Annotated in this window: 22 protein-coding genes; 19 read left to right on the top strand and 3 right to left on the bottom strand. The window is 38.7% G+C overall.

The annotated features are described in order from the left end of the window. Positions 1-2: 2 nt before the first annotated feature. From CIK89_RS10530 to CIK89_RS10560, 7 genes are all read left to right on the top strand, one after another. Entirely contained in the window at positions 3-1,946 is a 1,944-nt protein-coding gene (locus tag CIK89_RS10530; RefSeq protein WP_144007402.1) for a hypothetical protein, read from the top strand. 23 nt (positions 1,947-1,969) lie between these two features. Then, the gene (locus CIK89_RS10535; RefSeq protein WP_094391328.1) at positions 1,970-2,617 is read left to right on the top strand and encodes a TerD family protein; all 648 of its coding nucleotides are present in this window, start codon (positions 1,970-1,972) and stop codon (positions 2,615-2,617) included. A gap of 23 nt (positions 2,618-2,640) precedes the next feature. Then, positions 2,641-3,246: a TerD family protein gene (locus CIK89_RS10540; RefSeq protein ID WP_094391329.1), complete on the top strand. Its 606-nt coding sequence runs from the start codon at positions 2,641-2,643 to the stop codon at positions 3,244-3,246. 19 nt (positions 3,247-3,265) lie between these two features. Further along, the gene (locus CIK89_RS10545; RefSeq protein ID WP_094391330.1) at positions 3,266-3,874 is read left to right on the top strand and encodes a hypothetical protein; all 609 of its coding nucleotides are present in this window, start codon (positions 3,266-3,268) and stop codon (positions 3,872-3,874) included. Between the two features lie 80 nt (positions 3,875-3,954). Further along, positions 3,955-6,639: a calcium-translocating P-type ATPase, PMCA-type gene (locus tag CIK89_RS10550; RefSeq protein ID WP_094391331.1), complete on the top strand. Its 2,685-nt coding sequence runs from the start codon at positions 3,955-3,957 to the stop codon at positions 6,637-6,639. A 15-nt stretch (positions 6,640-6,654) separates the two neighbouring features. After that, entirely contained in the window at positions 6,655-7,188 is a 534-nt protein-coding gene (locus CIK89_RS10555; protein ID WP_094391332.1) for a hypothetical protein, read from the top strand. A gap of 230 nt (positions 7,189-7,418) precedes the next feature. After that, on the top strand, positions 7,419-7,862 hold the full coding sequence (locus tag CIK89_RS10560) for a DUF1810 domain-containing protein (RefSeq protein WP_094391333.1): 444 nt from the start codon (positions 7,419-7,421) through the stop codon (positions 7,860-7,862). A gap of 605 nt (positions 7,863-8,467) precedes the next feature. Here CIK89_RS10560 and CIK89_RS10565 read toward each other — a convergent pair. From CIK89_RS10565 to CIK89_RS10575, 3 genes are read right to left on the bottom strand one after another with little or no spacing between them, the layout of a single operon-like run. After that, positions 8,468-9,103, bottom strand: coding sequence for a PP2C family serine/threonine-protein phosphatase (locus tag CIK89_RS10565; RefSeq protein ID WP_094391334.1), 636 nt, complete (start codon positions 9,101-9,103; stop codon positions 8,468-8,470). Next, positions 9,100-10,002: a hypothetical protein gene (locus tag CIK89_RS10570; RefSeq protein ID WP_094391335.1), complete on the bottom strand. Its 903-nt coding sequence runs from the start codon at positions 10,000-10,002 to the stop codon at positions 9,100-9,102. The genes CIK89_RS10565 and CIK89_RS10570 overlap by 4 nt, the downstream gene beginning before the upstream one ends. After that, the gene (locus CIK89_RS10575) at positions 9,992-10,978 is read right to left on the bottom strand and encodes a type IV toxin-antitoxin system AbiEi family antitoxin (RefSeq protein ID WP_094391336.1); all 987 of its coding nucleotides are present in this window, start codon (positions 10,976-10,978) and stop codon (positions 9,992-9,994) included. Before CIK89_RS10575 ends, CIK89_RS10570 begins: the two co-directional genes overlap by 11 nt. An 846-nt stretch (positions 10,979-11,824) precedes the next feature. Here CIK89_RS10575 and CIK89_RS13360 point away from each other — a divergent pair. The 12 genes from CIK89_RS13360 to CIK89_RS13365 are packed head-to-tail and all read left to right on the top strand — an operon-like array spanning position 11,825 to position 21,201. Further along, a complete protein-coding gene (locus CIK89_RS13360; protein ID WP_144007403.1) occupies positions 11,825-12,445 on the top strand; it encodes an RNA polymerase sigma factor in 621 nt (206 codons plus the stop codon). Further along, positions 12,438-12,899 carry a hypothetical protein gene (locus CIK89_RS10590; RefSeq protein WP_094391339.1) on the top strand — a complete coding sequence of 154 codons (462 nt, stop codon included), beginning with the start codon at positions 12,438-12,440 and terminating at the stop codon, positions 12,897-12,899. Before CIK89_RS13360 ends, CIK89_RS10590 begins: the two co-directional genes overlap by 8 nt. Positions 12,900-12,912: 13 nt before the next feature. Beyond that, a complete protein-coding gene (locus tag CIK89_RS10595; protein ID WP_094391340.1) occupies positions 12,913-14,664 on the top strand; it encodes a dynamin family protein in 1,752 nt (583 codons plus the stop codon). A gap of 2 nt (positions 14,665-14,666) precedes the next feature. Beyond that, positions 14,667-16,223, top strand: coding sequence for a dynamin family protein (locus CIK89_RS10600; RefSeq protein ID WP_094391341.1), 1,557 nt, complete (start codon positions 14,667-14,669; stop codon positions 16,221-16,223). 11 nt (positions 16,224-16,234) lie between these two features. Then, positions 16,235-16,600, top strand: a complete 366-nt coding sequence (locus CIK89_RS10605) for a zinc ribbon domain-containing protein (protein ID WP_094391342.1) — start codon at positions 16,235-16,237, stop codon at positions 16,598-16,600. 8 nt (positions 16,601-16,608) lie between these two features. Next, complete coding sequence (locus CIK89_RS14040) at positions 16,609-16,953, top strand: zinc ribbon domain-containing protein (protein ID WP_094391343.1); 345 nt, start codon at positions 16,609-16,611, stop codon at positions 16,951-16,953. Positions 16,954-16,957: 4 nt separating this feature from the next. Continuing rightward, on the top strand, positions 16,958-17,560 hold the full coding sequence (locus CIK89_RS10615; RefSeq protein WP_144007404.1) for a zinc ribbon domain-containing protein: 603 nt from the start codon (positions 16,958-16,960) through the stop codon (positions 17,558-17,560). Next, on the top strand, positions 17,547-18,125 hold the full coding sequence (locus tag CIK89_RS10620) for a zinc ribbon domain-containing protein (RefSeq protein ID WP_094391345.1): 579 nt from the start codon (positions 17,547-17,549) through the stop codon (positions 18,123-18,125). The genes CIK89_RS10615 and CIK89_RS10620 overlap by 14 nt, the downstream gene beginning before the upstream one ends. Continuing rightward, positions 18,106-19,521, top strand: a complete 1,416-nt coding sequence (locus CIK89_RS10625) for an Hsp70 family protein (RefSeq protein ID WP_094391346.1) — start codon at positions 18,106-18,108, stop codon at positions 19,519-19,521. The genes CIK89_RS10620 and CIK89_RS10625 overlap by 20 nt, the downstream gene beginning before the upstream one ends. Positions 19,522-19,578: 57 nt before the next feature. Next, the gene (locus tag CIK89_RS10630; RefSeq protein ID WP_094391347.1) at positions 19,579-20,688 is read left to right on the top strand and encodes a serine/threonine-protein kinase; all 1,110 of its coding nucleotides are present in this window, start codon (positions 19,579-19,581) and stop codon (positions 20,686-20,688) included. Positions 20,689-20,690: 2 nt separating this feature from the next. After that, positions 20,691-20,930 (top strand): hypothetical protein, encoded by a 240-nt coding sequence (locus CIK89_RS10635; RefSeq protein ID WP_094391348.1) that lies wholly within the window; start codon positions 20,691-20,693, stop codon positions 20,928-20,930. A gap of 13 nt (positions 20,931-20,943) precedes the next feature. Continuing rightward, positions 20,944-21,201, top strand: coding sequence for a zinc-ribbon domain-containing protein (locus CIK89_RS13365; RefSeq protein ID WP_144007405.1), 258 nt, complete (start codon positions 20,944-20,946; stop codon positions 21,199-21,201). The last annotated feature ends 76 nt before the right edge of the window (positions 21,202-21,277 follow it).

The raw sequence follows: 21,277 nt of genomic DNA on the forward strand, positions 1-21,277 counted from the left end.
AAGTGAATTATTGCATATTGGTAACTATATCGCGTAATAGTATTTCCTTCCGCTATAACCGAATAGATGGCGACAATCGCTTTGTCGATTTCATGCAGGATGGCGGAAGCGAGATGCCTTTTGCTATAGAATGCGTAGGCAATGAGTTTGTAATAGGTAAAAGTGCCTTGGAGTCCGCTTCCAAACAACTTGCACCAAATGCTTTTGCCAATATCTTTGATACATGCAAAGAAATGAGGACGTTCAGATTCGCAGGACGTGATGAACAACTCAATAAATTGCCGTTCTATGCAATCAAGGATTATATCGGTAAAATTTTGTCTGATTGTTTTTATGGTGAAGTAGGAAATATTGACAGCAATGTCTCGAAGTTACCGTTGGTGTTCTTGTTCGCTCCAGAATTAGATACAGACAAAAAACTTTTTATTACACGTCCTTTTGAAAAAGGTGGTTTTCAGAATATTTGTTCTATAAGCTACCATCAACTTTTGTTGCCTATTATCATGGGTTCTTTGCCTAAAAAGCAGAAATCAAAAGTTGCCATTATGGTATCGGTTGATAGGAATGACTTAATCTTACAAATCTATGATGCTGTGACGGATAAGTTACTTGCTGATTTGGTAAGAATAAAAGGGCAAGGAAGTGACCCAAGGTTGAAACAAGCAATGGATTTGATTTGGGCAGGACTTAATAATTACAATTATCAGCCTCGTGAACCAGAAGAGAATGTATTGAGAGATGCGGCATTGAAATTTCTGAATAGCAATTCTAGAACGGTAAATGATGTCTTGTGTATGAGTGATGGATCAATGCAAGATTATTGTCTTTCTCGTGATGAATTGGATATGTCAGCAATAGGAGAGGCTTGTCGGTTGGTTTCGCATCATTTGAACGAGGCGTTAATAAACAAGGGGTTAAGTATTCAACAATGTCAGATAATACTTGTTGGAAATGCTGCTACTGATTATTTTGAAAATATCTTTAGTCAGATGGCATTGGCTTATCCTGTGAAGAAGGTCTTGGAGAAAGAGAAAAATTTGATGCTTGACCGATTGCTTAGCTTGGTAAAGAAAGCTAATTATGAAGTAAGCAATTTGTTTTCTGAAGGGATTGTAGATCCTTCTTGTTCGTCAGAAAATAATGCTATTCATACACCGTCTCCTACGGATACACGAAAGGTTCGTATCATGATGGCTGATATAAAAGCAAAACTTCGAGGAAGTGACGTAAAGGGTGCTTATGCTATTTATGATGAATTAAAACTCTGGCTTGAGCAAAATAGTTTTCATGAATGGGATGTCGAATTGGAAAATGTGATAAAAGGTGTGGATAGAGTCGTGAAGGAACCTTCTCCTTCGGAAGATAAACGACATCCAGTTCCTAAGCAAACTTCAGAAAATCCAAAGAAATCTCCTGTTGTTGACTTAAAGAAATTGCAAAGAGAATTTCACAGAGAAACGGCTGATATAAAGGCATTGGTACGAACAGGTAGAAAAGATGATGCAGTTATCGCTTTGGAGAAGTTGGAAGTGCGTTTGCATCATGACAAGGTTCATGCGTTTGACTCAGATTTAGCAGACATACGTAAGGAATATGGCTTAATTGATGCTGTTAAGATTATTTTGGATAAACCTGTGGTTTCTGCTAAAAAGACAAAGAGTGAAGCAGAAAAAATGCTTCAAAAAGGGCTGTTTGCTGAAGCAAAACGAAAATTTGCATCGGAAGAAGGTAATTCGGAAATGGCGCAAGTTTGTTCTAAACTGATTAGAGCCAAACGTAATATTGCTTCGTATGCAAGCGGTATTGATTCTGTTCGCCGAAGTCATAATGTGACAAGCAAACAGAATGCCATCAAAGAGTTGGAAAATAGTTTAGCTTTGTATCGTCAGTATGGCTTGGAAACCATAGATATAGAGCAACTTATCGAACAATATAAAACAATATAATTAACAATTAAAACCGAAAGATTATGGCAAGATTTCAAATTGAAAAAGGTGAGCGTTTTGCGCTTGACAAGAGTGAAGGATTAGAGAAAGTGCAGATAGACCTTAATTGGAAGTCTGGTGCAGACTTGGATGCATCTGCTTTTCTTGTTGGTGCTGATGGCATGATAATGGATGATGCAGACTTCGTGTTCTACAATTCTAATCGTCGAGCAAATCCAGAGACTGGTGAAGTTGAGTCTTTTAACAAGGCTGTTCATGGCAATAAGGCTCATTGGAGAGCTGCAACTGTTCCTGTATCTGCAGATGGATCTGTTCTTGGCTCTGCTGATGACCTTGGTGATAACGAAGAGGGAGATGAGTCAGGAGAAACTATGCACGTAGATCTTTCGAAGGTGAGTCCTAAAGTTCAGGAAATCATCTTCTGTGTAACCATTTATCATGGTGATAAGAATGGTGTGACTTTTGGTGCAGTACGTGAGCCATCTATCACAATCTCTAATGAAGAGACAGGCGAGGAGCTTTGTAAGTACAATCTCAAGGAAAAGTTCTCTACAGAAACTGCTGTTGAGGCTGCAAAACTCATTTGCAATGATGAAGGCGAATGGGAATTTGAAGCTGTAGGCGAAGGTCATGATGGCGGTATGCAGACTTTGATAGACATTTACGCATAGTATAAATCCTAAAAATAAAAATTATGGGAAGATTCAATTTATCCAAGGGCGAACGCTTTAAAATAGCGAAGTCTGATGGATTAAGTAAGATAAAGGTTGTTTTGGATTGGGATTCTGATGCAGACCTTGATGCTTCTACTTTCCTTTGCGGGGATGAAGGTGTCATTTTGGATGATGCAGGTTTTGTATTCTACAATTCAGAGAATCGAGAGAAACCATTTGACCGTGCTGTGTATGGCAATAAGCGTAGATGGATGGAAGAAACACGTCCAATGTCAAGTGATGGAGCAGTCTTAGGTTCTCTTGATGACCGTGATGGAGATTCTGGAGAGCAGATTGACGTTGATTTGGACAAAGTTGACCCAAATGTTTGTGAGATAGTCTTTGTTGTTTCTATACATGATGAAGGCAAAACTTTCGGAGATGTAAAAGGAGCGTTTATCAGTGTCATCAATGCTGAAAATGATGAAGAACTGTGTCGATATGAACTTGCTGAGGATTTCACGAAAGAGACCGCTTTGTCGGTCGCTAAACTTGTTGTAAACGAAGATGGTGATTGGGAGTTTGAGGCAGTTGGTGTTGGACATGTCGGCGGCTTGGAAACACTTATTGACATCTACGCAAGTTAAAAAATAAAACATTACTATTATGGTTGATAATAAAAAACAAAGGAAATCGACTCGTAGCTTTAACATGGAAAAGCATGTTGAGCGACATTTCGAGATAGAAAAAGAAGAAGTTCCTGTAGCCGATACTCCTGTAGAAAAGCCTGAAAGTTTGATAGATGGTTCTACAGAAGAAAACACATGTACATCGAATAATCGAGGTAAATTGATAACTGTTATTGTTGTTGTATTGGCTATTTTGGCATTTGTAGCTTATCGTAGCTATAGTTCAGGTCAAGAAAAAGAGTCTGAGCCAACTAAAACGATTGTTTCAGATTCAACAGAAAAAGAAAAAACAGATACAACTTCAAATGTAAAAAAGAAGACAACAGCCCCAGAGACTGAACAAGAACAAAACAATGTTGGTGAGAATACAGATGCTGCTTCTGCTACACCAACAAATTCTGATGAACCTACAAAGCAAGCCTCTGCTCCTATATCGACTTCTAATAGCTCTGTAGAAGAAAAAGCACTGCAGGTTTGGGATGGTGTATATGGTAATGGAACAGAACGTAAATCAAAACTTGGTTCTGATTATAAGGCTGTTCAGAAACGCGTGAATGAAATGTATCGTAATGGATACAGACATTAAATAACAAAGATTTGGACAGATGGATTATAGCATGCCTTCTGTCCAAATTGCATTTCAATATAGTAGATAGTTTTTTATATATGGAACAAAAACATCACTACACAGGCTTGACCGATGCCCAGGTGCTCGAAAGTCGCAGAAAGAATGGTGCCAACGTGTTGACACCACCAGAGAAAGAAGCTCTATGGAAGCAATTCTTGGAGAAGTTCGGCGATCCACTCATCATCATCCTGATGATTGCAGGTGCGTTGTCAATAGGTATATCATGCTACGAGTTCTTTGGACTCGGGCAAGGTGCTGCCGTTTTCTTTGAACCGGTAGGAATATTCGTTGCTATTCTGCTTGCAACGGGTCTTGCCTTCTATTTTGAGTTGCAGGCTGACAAGGAGTTCACCATTCTTAATCAGGTGAACGATGACGAGCCTGTTGAGGTGATTCGCAATGGCAACACTACGCAAATTCCTCGTAAGGATATTGTTGTCGGTGACATTGTGATTCTCAATACCGGCGAGGAAGTTCCTGCAGACAGCGAATTGCTCGAGGCTACATCGTTACACATGGACGAATCAACATTGACTGGTGAGCCAATGTGTGGTAAGAGCGTCAATGAGAAAGATTTCGATAAGGCTGCAACCTATCCTACAAACCATGTAATGAAGGGCACTAAGGTTATGGAGGGTCATGGCATCTGTCGTGTACTTGCTGTTGGTGACAAGACGGAACAAGGTAAGGTTTTTGAGGCTGTACAGATTGACGACAGTGTGAAGACTCCGCTCAATGAACAGCTCGACGGATTGAGTGACTGGATTACCAAGGTAAGCTATGGCTTTGCCGCTTTGATTGTTGTTGGCCGTATTATAATGTATTTCGTTACCAATGGTACGGACTGTTTCGGCTCAATGGAGCAGGTTGCTCCGTTCATAGCATACGTTCTTCAAACATTAATGATTGCCGTAACACTTGTGGTTGTGGCAGTGCCAGAGGGCTTGCCAATGGCTGTCACTTTAAGCTTGGCTTATAGTATGCGTCGTATGCTCAAGACCAACAACCTAGTAAGAAAGATGCATGCTTGTGAGACAATGGGAGCAACAACAGTCATCTGCACGGACAAGACTGGAACGCTGACACAGAACCTGATGAGCGTGAACATGATGAAAGTGTATGGCGATACTCCTAAGGAGGTTTTGGATGAGGGCATTGCCGTAAACTCTACTGCGTCCATTGATTTCTCTGACAAAAACAAACCGCAGATTCTTGGCAACCCAACAGAAGGAGCATTGCTTCTTTGGTTGAACAAGAATGGTGTAGATTATCGCTCTATACGTGAGAGTGTAAAGACTGTTGCGGAGGTGCCATTCTCTACAGAACGCAAATATATGGCAACCATAGTAGAGTCTGTTGCGTTGAAGGGCAAGAAGGTACTTTATGTGAAAGGTGCTCCCGAGATTGTGTTCGGTCTTTGCAAAGAAACACCTGTACGCAAAGAGGATGTTGAAAAACAACTGACTGAATATCAGAATCGCGCCATGCGTACGTTGGGCTTTGCCTACCAGGTGTTGAACGATGGTGATAAAGCGATTGAAGACAACAAGATAGTTGCAGACAAACTCTGCTTCATCGGAGTTGCAGCTATTGCAGACCCTGTAAGACTGGATGTGCCTTTTGCTGTTAAGGAATGTGTCGATGCCGGTATCAGTGTGAAGATTGTAACTGGTGACACTCCTAGAACAGCAAAGGAAATTGCACGTCAGATCGGCCTTTGGAATGATTCTGAGGATACAGAGCGTAACATCATTACAGGTCCAGAATTTGCAGCATTGTCGGATACGGAATTACAGGAGCGCATTCTTGACCTGAAGATTATCTCTCGTGCCCGTCCTATGGACAAGAAACGTCTGGTGGAGACTTTACAGAAGAAGAACCAGGTGGTGGCAGTTACAGGTGACGGAACAAATGATGCCCCAGCTCTACGTGCAGCCCACGTCGGTCTGTCGATGGGTGACGGCACGAGCGTGGCAAAGGAGGCATCCGATATTACAATCATCGACAACTCGTTTAGCAGTATCGGAAAGGCTGTTATGTGGGGACGCTCGCTGTATCAGAATATCCAGCGCTTCCTCCTGTTCCAGTTGACTGTGAACGTTACGGCTTGTTTCCTCGTTCTCTGTGGTGCTTTCATGGGCACAGAGTCTCCTCTTACCGTTACTCAGATGTTGTGGATAAACCTCATCATGGATACCTTCGCAGCTATGGCTCTTGCCTCACTACCTCCATCAGAGAGCGTCATGAAGGACAAACCTCGTGACCGTAATGCATTTATCCTCAATAAGCCGATGCTTCGAGAGATTATCGGTGTCGGTGGTTTCTTCTTTCTGATGCTGCTCGGAATGCTTTATATCTTCCAGCATGCAGAAGTGAATCAGCTTACCGATCTCCTTCACCTACAGCTGGGAGAGAAGGGACACGTTTCTACATACGAACTGACATTGCTCTTCACAACCTTCGTCATGACCCACTTTTTCTATCTCTTCAATGCACGTGCATTTGAGACAGGTCGTAGTGCATTGCATTTCAAAGGCTGCAATGGATTGCTTACAATTGTTGTAATAATCCTCATTGGACAAATTGCTATGGTTGAATTACCTGGTTTGCAACAGTTCTTCAATGTTGAAAGTCTTAAACTAATAGACTGGATTATTATTATCATTGGCTCTTCATTCGTACTTTGGGTACGCGAAATCTGGCATTTGATGACTAAAAAATAAAGAACTGACTATTACATGAATTCAAAACATCTAAGATTTTTTAAAGTTTTCAAAATAAATGTGTTAGCGATCTTGTTAAGCACTTCACTTGCAGGATGCCATAGGAATGTCCAAGATACTCCAGAGTCCGTTGTTGACACCTTTGCTCAAAGTATGGCATCGATGGATATAGAAAGTGCTATTTCGTGTTTTGAATATAGCGATGAAATCTTATCATTGATGGACGGAACGTCTGATTCGGATTTTTCTGCAGCAGCGTTACAAGAGTATATTTCTGCAGCAAAGGAAAGTGAACTTCTTCCAGATATTTCCTATGAAATAATAGATTCAAACATTCAAGAAGACAAAGGTCGTGTTCGTGTCAAATTTACTTATAGGTTTGACGATGGTGAAACTGTCCATGAAAAAAGCGATGAGGAAATCTTTCCTGTTTATCTTCATGATGGTCAATGGTGGATAGGCGAAGGCTATACAAAAAGTCAGAGAGAAATGACACGCAGAGGAATGAAATTTCTAGAGAAAATAGCTTCTCAAAGAGGTGTCTATTAATCTACTACAAATTAAATGCCACAGGAATAGGTCAATGACATCAAGGTATTAGATGTTGGTCAGTTCGTTTATATTGAATGAAACAAGGCTGTTTTTATAATTTGCCATATTCGTTCTTCACTCGTACTTTGGGGATATAAACTTGGCATTTGATGACAAAAGAATAAAAACAAATAGATATGGGAGTTGGGGATGGGTAACATACGCGACTCCCATTTTCCAAAAATAATATGGAAAAGACTGACAACTATAACTTATCTCGCTTCATAGAAGCACAGGACTGCTATGGAGCGTATGACATGGCATTGAAGGAGCTCAAAGCTGGAAGGAAGCGATCACATTGGGTCTGGTTTGTGTTTCCACAACTTAAAGGACTTGGACATAGCTATAACTCCAGATTTTATGGTATTGGATCTAAAGATGAAGCAAGAGCTTTTCTTGAAAACGACATACTAAGGAAAAGACTTGTAGCCGTGTGTTGTGAGCTCAAAAAACAAGTAAAGGAGAATGGATTTACTGTGCATCAAATACTTGGAGGTATTGACGCTATGAAAGTAAAATCATGTCTAACACTGTTTAATGAGGTCTTACCCAATGACATTTTCGATGATTGCCTTAAAGTGTGTTATAATGGTGAAAAGGATAAGAGAACGTTATCGTTAAGCCAGGACTAGAATAAAATCGCTTTAATGCCAAAGGCCACGGGAACTGACCAATGGCATCAAGGACGGGTATGATGTGGGGGCAAGTGAGGTGTTGCGGTGCTCTGTCTTGACGGAATCGGGTGTGAATCAGAAAGATTTGAGCTAAAGGGAGAGAGTTTAAGAAAAAAGTATTAACTTTGCCTACGATACTGAAGATTAACAACGGACTGAACGGGTATGCTCCGAAATTGGTGAACGGGTATCGGCCGGAAAATGTCACAGGGACGGGTCATTGACATCATGACTTTCAATTCTTACAGCTTACAGAATTACAGTTTTTGGAAAGGTACACGGATCATCGGATCATCGGATTGTTTTCGTTAAGCCATGAGCAGAATCTAACTTTCCGATTAAGTGAGCGAAAAATCAAGCTCGCTTGAAGTTTTCCGATCGTGAGGAAAGTCAACGAAGTTAAGCTCGCTTTAATTATGCCGTGGCGAGAAGACAAAGGCGTATGCCAATTTAGACGGATTTAGACGGAAATAAAATTTTAAAATAAAAATTTTCAACTTTTCGATAAAAAGTCAAGTATCGTTTTTGTGATAGCTAGAAACTTTGTATGACACCCATTCTTCCTATTTAAAAGATACCTCTATAAGTGATGCATCATCCTCTGGATCATTCAGTTTTCTTGAAATTTCATCTGCAGATAACACCCCCAGATTCTTCTCAGCAACTTTGTACAATCCATCCGTACAGACGAACACAGTATCATCTCCTGACAACTTATGGCATAAGAAAGGAACATCATCTCGCAGACCAGACCCTTTAATGCATCTGGTCAAGGCTGTTCTACCATACCCAATATTTGCCAAATGGTCTGTTGTTAACAACTCCGTCTTTTCTTCGTGTTGGGCATAGATTCTGACATTTCCCTGCCATGTGAAATAAAGTTCATAATCTATTATGATTGCCACGGCTACTGCAGCACCCATGTTACTTTTCTTCTCAATGCTTACCCGTCTCACTTCCTGATCTGCACGCTCCAGAGCCTTGTGCAAGACTTCTTTCTCGGCATATCCCTCATAATTCTTCATCAGATAATCAGCCACGGTATTAGTCACGACATCAGCTGCTAAATCACCAAGACTCAATCCGCCCATACCATCAGCAAGCACTATGGCAATGCCGTATATCCCCATATTTTGTATGGCCATCCTATCCTCATTCGGATAACGTTTGCTGCTAATCGAAAATGATTTTACTTTCATTGTTTCTTCCTTTCTTCTAACTCTTTGCTAAAGATTTTTACGAAAACACTCCAGATTTGGCGACAAGGCTCATAATTGCTACTAAAGTCGCCCATTTCACTGTTCCCATAATACTTCATAAAGTGATAAATAAGGTTGCTCTTTTCCTTCTTCTTCAGTTCTGCTGATGCAAGGTCTGCATAGAACTGAAGATGTTCTGTTGTCAGCAGTTTGCTGATGTCGTAGGCCAGCCATTGCGCACCCCAGATGATTGCATCCAGACTCTCATTGTCGAAAGTCACTACGTCGGGCGGCACATTGTCTTTTTGATATAGCAACTGGATGTCAAGGTAGTTTTTCAAGATGAACAACATGTCTTCTGCATCCTTGTCGGTCGATGCGTTTCTGTCGTTCCATGTGTCCAACTTAATCAGGAACTGACCGCATAGCGGAGCCATCTTTACTTCTACTTCGCCATTCACAATCACGGTGACCGCTTCGTTCATCACGTCTTGAAAGCACTTTACCGACATGACAGGATTCCCTTCTGGTGGCCAACCAATCTTTTCGTCCACAGCGACTCCGCCAAATGGAACAATGTCCACCTCAAAATCTAAATCCCCGTTCACGCCTTTGTAGAAGAACTTCTGCGTTTCTCCATGACGCTTGAAATGGTTATTCTCCAGCGTTTTGCAGATGTCATCAAAGGTTTGCCAGTCTTCTATGGCAATGGCTACATCCAAATCTTCCGTGCGGCGCTTTGGTTCATCGCCTTTCATTAGCTTCATGGCTACATCTCTTGCCCTGGCACCTACCACATACAGTGGCAACCCATGCTCTGCCATACATTTATTCAAGGCAACGAGTGTACTATATAGCCAGTCATTGCCAAGTTCCTCTTTCGTGATTTTATATTCCATTCTCAATCAGTCTTTGAGCCGCCTCAATGCAACGGCTGTTGCCACTTCCCATCAAGTCAGCGTATATTAGAATTTTGGGAGCCGTTTTCTCGTAAGTATTGTCTTTCCAGAACTTCTGATAGAGTTTTATCCTGCCTTTCTCCTGGAATTTCACCTTCTTGGTCATCATCAGCTTGACACTCGGCGTTTCCGTGTAAATATCAAATAGTTCTGGCATCAGGTAGCGGTCAATCAAAAAGGCTCCACCTTCACCTCCCCAGCACATTCCATCTGGTAGTATTATTTTGTTCCAATCTCGTCGGCAGTCGGCATCCACAAACTCCATTTCCTTTAGCAGTAACTTCGGCTTCAGACTCTGATTGTAGTGAGTCTGCCAAACATCTAGCAACTCTTTCCTGTTTTTCAAAAAGCGTCCATTTTCTGTGGTAAGCACAAACTTCCCCCTGCCAAGTTCCTCTATTACGTTCTTGATTGTGCCAAGTGACACACCGGTTTCTTCATGAATAGTCCGATAAGGCTTATTGATATTTATTTCGTCAAGCAACAAATAAAAAATAACCTTCAGACCTGCTTCATTGAACGCTTTTCCTTTTGCCTCTTTTGGCAGCATTGCCTTTTGTCCGCTTATACGTATAAACATCGGAGCGGCAACAATGTTGCAGTTTCCGCTGCTCTCCACCACACTAACTCCTTCTTCAGGCAGACCGTCAAAAGATTCTGGTGAAAAATGGTTTGCTGCCAGCATCAGCGGCTTGTCTGTCTGCTCCTTAAGACTTCTCATGTGCTGCACAATAAGGTTGTAATTTGCCTTGTTCACTTGTGGCCTCACATCACAAGCAAATGTAACCCCGTTGATAGTGAGGTTATAGCCATAACTTTTGCTTTGTTCAGCTGCCTTGAATACAATATCTTCCAAGTTCGTTAATCGTCTCAGATTATAGACGACATCATTGATGATTTCTTCTTCTCTGACCATACTTGTTCACTGTTTTGTTTTTGTTCATGCATTTTGAACACTACAAATTTAATGAACATTTTGCAAACAACCAAACTTTTTGTTCAAAAAATGGTGTTTGTTCACGAATCTTGAATAAATATAATGCTTTGAACAAAAAATATGCATTTTCTAAAATTTTGCAGTCTTTTAAAATGGATAATCTCTTGATGATAGTGGGCGAAAGCTGATGTCATTGCATCGGTTTTCGCCCACTTTCTGTTTTGTGATCTTCTGTCGGGAGCACCAATAAGCCTTGCCGCAAGTTCTATTTTTACCTTTTCCCCTATCATTATTCCCCTTGTAGCCCCTTTTTTCCCCAATTATTTCAGATGTCACAGGGATGTCACAGGGACGGGTCATTGACATCATGATTATTGCGTTCTTACAGCTTACAGTATTACAGTTTTTGGAAAACAAAAGCCTTGGTGTCATTGACCAGTCCCTGTGGCATATAGAATAGTTTTTATGTTCACTTTGAGTCACAAATTGCAGATTTGGACTCAAAAAGCATCTAATTAGAGTTATAATCTGCCTTTTTGAAAGAAAAACACACCTTATAACTTACTTTTTTAGTAAAACTGGAAAGTATTTGGATTTTTTTTTGTAATTTTACCCCCGATTTCTCGCAAGAGTTGTCAAACATAAGTATTGGCTCTTACGCCACCGAATTACCACCTCGAAAGTAAATGAGCCAAGAAAAACCAAGCAACGGGCGTCGCGCCATAGTGCGCAGACGTTTCTACGGCTTGGTTAGGTTGTGGTAAACCTTGGTGGCGCGTGGATTCTGTCTGCGCTTTTTTATTAACGAGACTAAAAGGCTAAAAAGTGAATACGATTCGATTATATACAGAAGACCTAAACATCGCTAAGGCTCTCATAAGACATGATGAGAGCGTTACAAAGCATTTCTTTTATAGACAATGCTATCCCCTCTTTAAGTCTATTTTTGACAACTATTATACTGACTGCACCTGCTGCAAGGAGTTCATCGATGAAATATATATTCTCGTGTTAGCACCAAGTAGGGCAACTGGAAAATGTCAGATGGAAAATTTCCGGGGAGAAAGTACGCTGACAAGTTGGCTAAAGTCTGTTTGTCTTTTCTACTGTTATAAGAGATTTGAGAAGAGAGAGAACTTTGAAAAAATCTCAGTCCTTCAGCACTCCTCTGAAAATAAATCTATCGATAGTGATAGTTTATTGGAAAAATACGGCTCTTCTGAAATAGAGTTTGATAACATGAATCGTATGGACATAGAAACATTAATAGGCATGATGTCTAATGAGAGATACCGCAGAATTATTCAACTCCGATATGTAGAACATCTATCCAACGAAGAAACTGCGGAGGCCCTTGGTATGACTATGGCGAATTATTATAACAAGCACAAACTGGCAAAGGCACAGTTTTTGAGCGTGAGCAGAAAGGAGGCTTCTCATGGCTAAGACGATGCATAATTCTATAAGTATAGAAAAATTTGCAGCTTATCTTGATGGGAATCTATCAATAGAAGAAACCCAAGATGTTGCCGGACTAATTATGAATGATTCCGCTTTGTCTGAATTATTAGCAGTAAATACAGCTGTAGATAGTCAGGTGCAACAAATGGAAGAAAGTGGCTTTGTTCTGCCAGATGATTTGGCAAACATGGAATTTGACTACCCACATATTGATGAAACGACAGAAATTCCCAATTTAGATGGTATAGAAACCCTGCTGATGCATGAAGATTATTCAGTAGAATCCAATAATTTGTTTGGATTAAACAATGAAGAAACTTCATTTTATTCTGAATCAGAGAGTATGGGTGATAATGTGGGGTATGATAATTATCCTTCTTCTGATAATGATTCTATTGTGGACTCTGGTATGCAGCTGGATTTTTTGAATAATGATTAAATAAGATGCAATTATGCTGGAAAATCAAATTGGTGTCATCAAATCGTCTATTGATTCTGTTTCTGCCTATATGACACAGGCAAAGAAAGGAAAGAGCATTGCAGAGATTTCTAAGAAGTTAAATGACTTGAAAAATACTGCAACGACAGTTTTGGTCTGTGGTGAGTTTAAACGAGGGAAATCTACATTTATAAATGCTCTTATAGGGCGTAATATTTGTCCCACCGATACTGACATTTGTACTTCTGTCGTATCCGTTATTAAGTATGGGGAAAAAGAAAAAGCTATACGTGTTTATGGTGATTTCTCAAACTTAAAACAGGAAGTAGTTCCTTTCGATGACATAGAACGATACACAGTAGGGTCTGCAGAAGAAATTGGTAATACCATTTGTATGGAATTGGAGTTGCCGCTTAATGAACTGAAAAAGGGACTTATTATTATTGACACTCCGGGTGTGGGTGGTTTGGATCCTCGTCATGCAATGTTAACTAACTTTTTTCTTCCACAAGCCGATGTTACGTTGTTCATGACAGATGTAAATGAGCCATTAACAACAACGGAACTTAAGTTTTACAAGGACAAAGTTTTGCAATATGCAAAACATAGTGCAATTATCGTTAACAAAGCAGATCTAAAGGACAATGATTCTGTTGAAGAAATTCGAAAAGATACAATTAGTAAAGTCTCGACCTATACTCAAGTTGATGCCGATTCCTTGGATGTGATTTCTGTTTCAGCAGCGGATTGTATCCGTGAAGAAGATGGGTTGGGGAATTTTCCCAAAGTGCGTGACTTAATTTCCAATTTGGTCTCTGATTATAAAGCTGAGCTTCTTGGAGGTATCAGAGATGATTTGTCAGAACAACTGGATTTGGTAATTACTCCTTTGCAAGTCCAAATAACCCAAATTGAAAGTCCTGATGTGGATCAAATAAAAGATTTGTCTCAAAAAAAGTCAGCCATAGAGGCAAAAATTGTGGATCTTAATAATCCCACTTCATCATTTAGGGTTTCCGTTTCAAAGAAAATTGCCTCAGAACATGAGCAAATAATTAATTGGCTAAATGAAGCAAGTATTGATCTCTCCTCAACAGGACTTAATGCCTTATTGAAAAACGAAAGGTCCAAGGCTGAAAATGGGGGAGAATGGCTTGGTCAGCAAATCAATGATGCAATGGAAGCTATGGGGTCCGAAATAACATTAAAACTCAATAAGGCTTTTGAAAACATCGCAAAGATGCCAGAATTTGACGGCTTATTGAATTATAGGGCAAAGCAATTTACAGGAAGGGTTGTAACAAAGAATATCACAAATTCCACACCCGTATATAAAAGAATTTTGTCTAGTACACCCGGTTGGGGTGTTGCTATGATAAGTGGTATACTTCTTGAATCAATACCTATAGTCAATATTATTGCTCCACTTGCTCTAGGAATTTATACAGGTTATAAAAATCAAAAAGACGTAGCCAATACTCAACAGGAATCTCAATTGAGACAATTGTATCAACCTCAAATTTCTGCTGCAACACAAAATATGAGAAATTACGTTGAAAGTCGTTTCTCTGAGTTCCAAAGTGAATGGATTAGTGTTATTTCTGCAAGAGCAAAAGATTATAAAGACAGTTTACAAGTGTCGATAACCGAGATTCAGAAAGTAAAGCAACAAATTAACATTGCTGTTAGCAAAAAAGTTTCATTGCAAAATCAACTGAATCCATTGGTAAAGGCAAAGAAGGATATTGATGAGTTGGATATTTAGGGATGGAAGGTATATACGACACACAAAGCATTGCAAAAGGGCTACTTGGTATTATGCAAATGATACCAAGAAGTTCTTTGTCAGCTTTGTATAGTAAGTTGGAAGATTCGGTAATGCGGATTGACGAGCCTATGCAACTAGCCATAATAGGAAAAATAAGCTCTTCAAAATCAACATTGGTGAATGCCATATTAGGAAAGAATGAAATTATGGCTACGGGTCAAAAAGAAGTCACTTATAATGTTGGGTGGCTTAAATATGGTAATCCAGATTCTGATATTATAATTCACCATAAAGACAAATCCCCTGTTGTGCACAAAAGTCCGAAAGAATTTGCACTTTGGTCAACTCAAAGTCATAATTCTGAAATAGACAACATTAGTTATATAGAAATTTTTGATGATTCAGAAATACTAAAGGAGATAAACATAATTGACACTCCTGGATTGGATGCCCTTAGGGGAAAAGATTCACAAAACACATTAGATTTCATACAGAAGGTACGGCCTGATGCAGTGATTATGATCTTTACAAAATCTGTCTCAGAAAATGTACTTGACATAGTTCGGCAATATAACGCAGGTAGTTCCTTTAATCCTTTGAATGCAATAGGAGTGTTAGCAAAAATAGATGTTCTATGGCAGGAAACGATTGAAAGAGATAAAACCGCTTTACAGATAGGTGAAAGGATGACAAAGAACAAGTTAAAAAAGGAGCCCATTCTTCAAAAAACTCTATTTAACATTCTTCCAATATCTGCTTTGCAATTTCTTGCTTCATCTACATTGAATGACTCTACTTTTACAGATTTAGAGAATCTTTCAAGAAGTGATGAAACACAACTTAAAAGGGCTTTTAATTCGGTCACAAACTTCCTCAAACCAGAATTGGAACTTAATTTATCGATACCTCAAAGGGAACATATTGTCACAACGATTGGGCTTTATGGGGCATATCTAATAGTTAATTCCATAAAAAAAGGAAATGTCAGAGATACAAAATCTGCTAGACAATTGTTATGGGAAGAGAGTGGCGCTAAAAGTTTCATGAAAGTCCTTCATAATCATTTTGGCATGAGGGCTAAATTGATAAAGATGGAGAGTGTTTATCAGAGCATACAACAAACAATTAAGTCATCAAGAGGACAAGCGAAAGACAGAACAACCACTCTGTTACTATCTAAAGTTGAACAACGCATTTCTGAATTGTTTTCAAGTCTTGTACATGAGCATAAGGAATACGAGCTACTATATCAACTATATAACAATGAAAGAATAATAGATGAAAAAGAAAAACAGGAGTTCTTTTCACTTTGCGGGGAACGGGGTAGTTCAGCTTTAGAAAGATTAGGTCTAACCACCATTTCTTCAGCACAAGATTTAGTGGATAAGGCACTTGATCGCGAGAAATATTGGAGGAAGCAGGTTGCTTTGGAACCAGATCCTGAAGAAAGAGAATGGATGAATATTATTCTTACTTCTTATTCTCGGCTACGTCAGAAATTGCAATTGATGAAGTATCAATATGAACAGTCTAAAGCCTTTTTATTTAACGAATAACTTACAAAGATATGATTTGTCCAAAATGTAACACAGAGAATCAGGACGGTGCAAAGTTCTGCCGTTCTTGCGGTAATGAGTTAATATCTGCATTCCCGGATTTTATAGAACACAAAGCTAATTTCAATACAGGCTTTAACTCTATAGGAGGTAAAATCATCATAACTCCTTCTCAACTTATCTTTCGTGCCCATTCGTTTAATGTCGGTAATCTTGAGGATAGAATATTTGAAATCAAGGATATTATAGGATATAAGAAAGGATTCCTTTCATTCCTTACAATTTCTTTTTCGGATGGCAAGAACATAAAATTGACTGTGTGGGGTAAAGACGAAATTATTAATCAGTTAGAAAACAGGCGAAGATCTCTTAAATAGTGACAATTATGAAATGTAAAAAGTGTAATTCGGAGAATCCAGATAATGCATTGTTCTGCCGAGTATGTGGAGAAAAGTTAATTGATAAATCCACGGGATCGTATTATGGCCTTTTTAATACGTTGTTTTGGGTTGGTCTTGTTATTTCTTTGTACTGCTTAATAAGTGTTGTTTTCCCCATCGAAAGTTATCACAAGTTTTTTGATGGTTCTCAACATCTTTATTATAGTGACCCCTTCGCCATGAATAGTGACGGAAAGAGCTATTATATGCAAGAATGGATGTCTGCTCTTATTATAGCATCTTTAGTAACGGCTATATTATTCTGGCTGAGAAATAAACAAAAAAAATAAAACTATGAAATGTGTTTATTGTAATATTGACAACAAACCAGATGCTCAGTTTTGTCGTTCTTGTGGAAGGCCCTTAACGACACATAACAAAGCATGGTGGAAAGAGCATAATATGGAGCCTGTGGGAACCTACAAATTAAAGCAATCTTCATGGGCTAGCCTTTTTTGTGCTATAATGCTCCTGATTATATTATTCTTCACTTTCATAAGTGGAGGACTTATTATAGAAGGTGCGTTTTTTAGAGATTATGTATTGATAGAGGAAGTTGCCGCAGGTATCGGTGTTTTAATCGCAGTAATAATTGTATCCTCGTTGGTTTATCGTTTAGCAAAAAACAAAGTGTTTGTAAATAGAACAAGGAAAAAAAGAGGACTGCGTGATAATGATTATATTCAGAAGTATGATAGCCGAGATGTTCACTATGTATTATTTGCACGAGGCACAAGTGAATCTCATAAGTTTGGATTATTTGATGTTCAAAATATAAGAATGAAGCTATCACCTATTTATGAAGAATTAACGTGGCTTGACAAAGGTAAACTTCTGAACGCATTAAAAGATGGCAATAGAATTGTGATAGACATTAATGGTAATGATTATCAATAAGATGAAATGTATTTATTGTAATAGTAACAATATCGAAGGGGCTCGTTTCTGCAGGAATTGTGGAAAAGAATTGTCTGAGGGGAATGTCATGGATACTTTCCCTAGTTACGATTTTGTTCCTGCGTCAGTGTTAAAATGGCCAGTTAGTTTAATTTGGAAATTACTGTTTTACCTTTCGATGTTACTTATTATTATATCAATCTTGTTTGAATTAAACATGATTGAGCCGTATCAATGGAGGCCTGAACACTATTTGCCTTGGATGTTATTATGGGGAATTATATTATGCATTTCTGTCTTTATCTTGGCTTATAGCTATAAGAAAATAACGGTACCAAATTACACCCAATTAGCAGATTATATTCAACGTATATCCACTAACAGCCCTCGCTACCTATTTTTCTGTAAAAACGGGAAAATGGGGGTTCTTGATATAAAAAGATGCCAAGTTCAAATACCAGCCATATATGATGTTTTAGAATGGAAAACATCTCAAAGTATAATTGTTGCCCAAAAAGACAATCAAACATCTTATATAGATATTTATGGAAAAGAACTCAAATAGTAATTGGGTTTGTATAGATTTCGGTACATGTAACACTGCTGCAGCTATACAAATAGACGGTAAACCCCATATCGTCACTTATGGGAATACTCAATTTTTCCCGACAATAGCATGCGTCCTTCCCAACAAGGAAATACAAGTATGTCAAAATGCAGAGCCATTAAGACTTAAGATGCCTGAAAGTTTTAAACAGGAGTTCAAATTGAGCATTGCCGAACAGATTGACTTGAATGGTGTTCAATATGTTGACATCGTGCGAGAAATACTGAAATATGTAAAGGAGTGTTCTCAGATAGAGAATAATAATCAGATTTGCGACTCTGTTGTCTTAACAATACCTGCAATTTATACTGAAAGTGACCGTCGTATTGATGTCATGCGAGAAGCTGCTAGTCAAGCAGGATTCGTTAATATCGAATTCATGCCAGAGCCTGAAGCAGCAGCTCGACATTATGCATACATTATGGGCTTAAAAAATCCAGGAATATCTCTCATTTATGATTTAGGTGGAGGGACTTTCGATCCAGTCCTTTTGGATATGTCTAATGCTAAAGAACCCAAACTAATAGGCAATAATAGTGGCGACAAGTGTGGTGGACAATTCTTTGATGCTGCAATTTACAAACATGTATTTAGCGAATGCCAGAAACAGGGGAAACCCCTATTAAGAGAAGAAAAACTTGAAGATTATGCAGCTTGTAAAAGGCTAAAGGAAACATTATCCATACACGAGAAGGCAACGCAACTATTTTCAAATGGAGTATCAGTTTCACTAAATAGGAGTAAATTTAATGAACTCATTCAAGATAAAATTGCTTTAACACTAAAGTCGTGTGATTCAATGATTCATACTGCTGGTAGAAATTGGTCAGACGTACGACAAGTGTTATTTGTTGGAGGCTCTACCGCTATCCCTTTAATTCGAGAAATGTTGGAGAAGCATCTTATTTCACATAATGCTCAGAATGTAAAAATTATAAGAAATCTTACAGGCACAAAAGGTGCGTATGATCATAATTTTGCTACATGTTTGGGTGGCATTACATCTAAAATATTACCGCCGCCACCGCCACCTGAGCCAATTGCAAAAATTTATACTAATGGTAAAGTCATCCAACTTAGAGAGGGGATTAACACTTTTGGTCGTGGAAATAATATGGACTTTCATTTTGACGACCCTTCTATGAGTAGGAATCACTTTGCTATTGCTGTGACTAAAAATGCCTATGGAAAATGGAGTTACACCATCACCACTTGTAGCGAAACAAAAGCTACTATATTGAATAATATGGAGCCATTAGATTTGCAAAATTATCCCATATCAAGGAAAAGTGCAGAACTACAAGATGGATGGATTATTAGGGCCGGACGTACATCTTTTCAATTGAAAAAATAAGTTATCAGTGATAGAAAAATAAAATAATAGAATCTGTAACGATATAAAGAAAAAAATATGCAAATAAATGGTTATACATTGATAGAGCCTCCATATAAGGGCGGAATGGCATTAGTATATAAGGGGCAAAAAGGAGGCTTTTCAAGAGCTTTCAAATTTGTTAGGCCAGATAAAGCAGCCAACACACCAAAACTCGTTCAGCAGTTCTTAAAAGAGATTCGGTTACAAACTACATTAGACCATCCCAATATCATTAAAATTTTGGATGCTTATCCTCATCAGCAAGCCAATGGAACTTCATTCACCGTTTTGGAAATGGAGTGGCTCAATGGTCTTGATCTACAAAGGTATATTGAGCAAAAGGCAAAAAGTGGGCTTGATGAAGCTACTATTAAAAAGATTGCCTTTCAAGTCCTTGATGGACTTCAATATGCACACGACCATAACATCCTTCATTTAGATATTAAACCTAGCAATTTGTTTAGAACGTTGGATGGTTATATAAAAATAATTGATTTTGGTATAGCAAGAGTGGTTGGTGAAAATGCAGCCATTGTGGATGGAGTAGAAAAACTAACCATGACCACAGAAACTGGAGAATCTACTTTTAAGGGGACTTTAGCATATGCTTCTCCAGAGCAACAGGTAGGCGCAAAATTAGGTTATACATCAGATATATATTCTTTTGGCAAGGTGCTTCATTTCTTAAGTACTGGTAGTACAGACCCCTCATATGAGGTAAAGTCGCCAAAATTGGCTGCAATAATAACTAAATGTACTATGCAAAATCCCAAGCATAGATACCAAACTTGCAAAGAAATAAAAGATGCCTTTGAAGAGTCTGATAAGCCGAAACTAAAAAGGTGTATAAATCCTCAATGTGGCAAGATGATACCTTCTATAGTAAAATTTTGTCCAGAATGCGGTACAGAGCAGGTTGCTAAACCTAAAGAAAAATGTCAAAAATGCGGTAACATACGTATTGACAATGCTGTGTTCTGTGACAGATGTGGTCATAAATATGGTGATCCTTGGCCGCCAACAGGCCCTTCTACTCCTCAGAAATGGTTGTGCAAATCATGCAAGCATTCGTGGGTTGATCCTGAAATAGACAACAAGACAAGCCATTGTCCTTATTGCGGTTCCACAAACATAATAAAAGTTTAAGTATGAAAATCTGCAAAAGTTGTAAAACCATTAATAGTGATAGTGCAAAATACTGTCGTTTATGTGGAAATGCATTAGAGAAGAAATCTAAAGGTGAAACAATAGGAACATTGTTGTTCTGGATTATTTTCATTGGAGGAGTAATGACATGTAGCATTTTGGGAGTGCCTTTTGCAGCAACTTTAATTATAGCGATAGTGCTTATTGGTTTAGGAGTTTGGGTGTATAGTTGGTTTCAATAAATAATTTGAGTATATGAAAGTCTGTAATAATTGCAAAGCGAAGAATGATGATACTGCAAAGTTTTGTCGTTCGTGTGGAAGAATACTTGATGTCCAAGAAGATCCGAAATCTTCAGATGGCGGAAGTACATTTAAAGTGATAGTTGGGTTATTATGCTTTATTGGTATCATTGGTAGTATAATCGCTTATTGGAATGGGGCACCTAGGTATCCAACTATTTGGATTGCCATTGCTTGTGGTGCGGGATTGTCATGGGCTATGAGAAGCTAATTTGTTATTTGAAAAATATGAAAGTCTGTTGTAATTGCAAAACTCAAAATGACGATAATTCTAAATACTGTCGTCA

The sequence above is a fragment of the Prevotella sp. P4-119 genome, from assembly GCF_002251345.1.
Taxonomy (GTDB): domain Bacteria; phylum Bacteroidota; class Bacteroidia; order Bacteroidales; family Bacteroidaceae; genus Prevotella.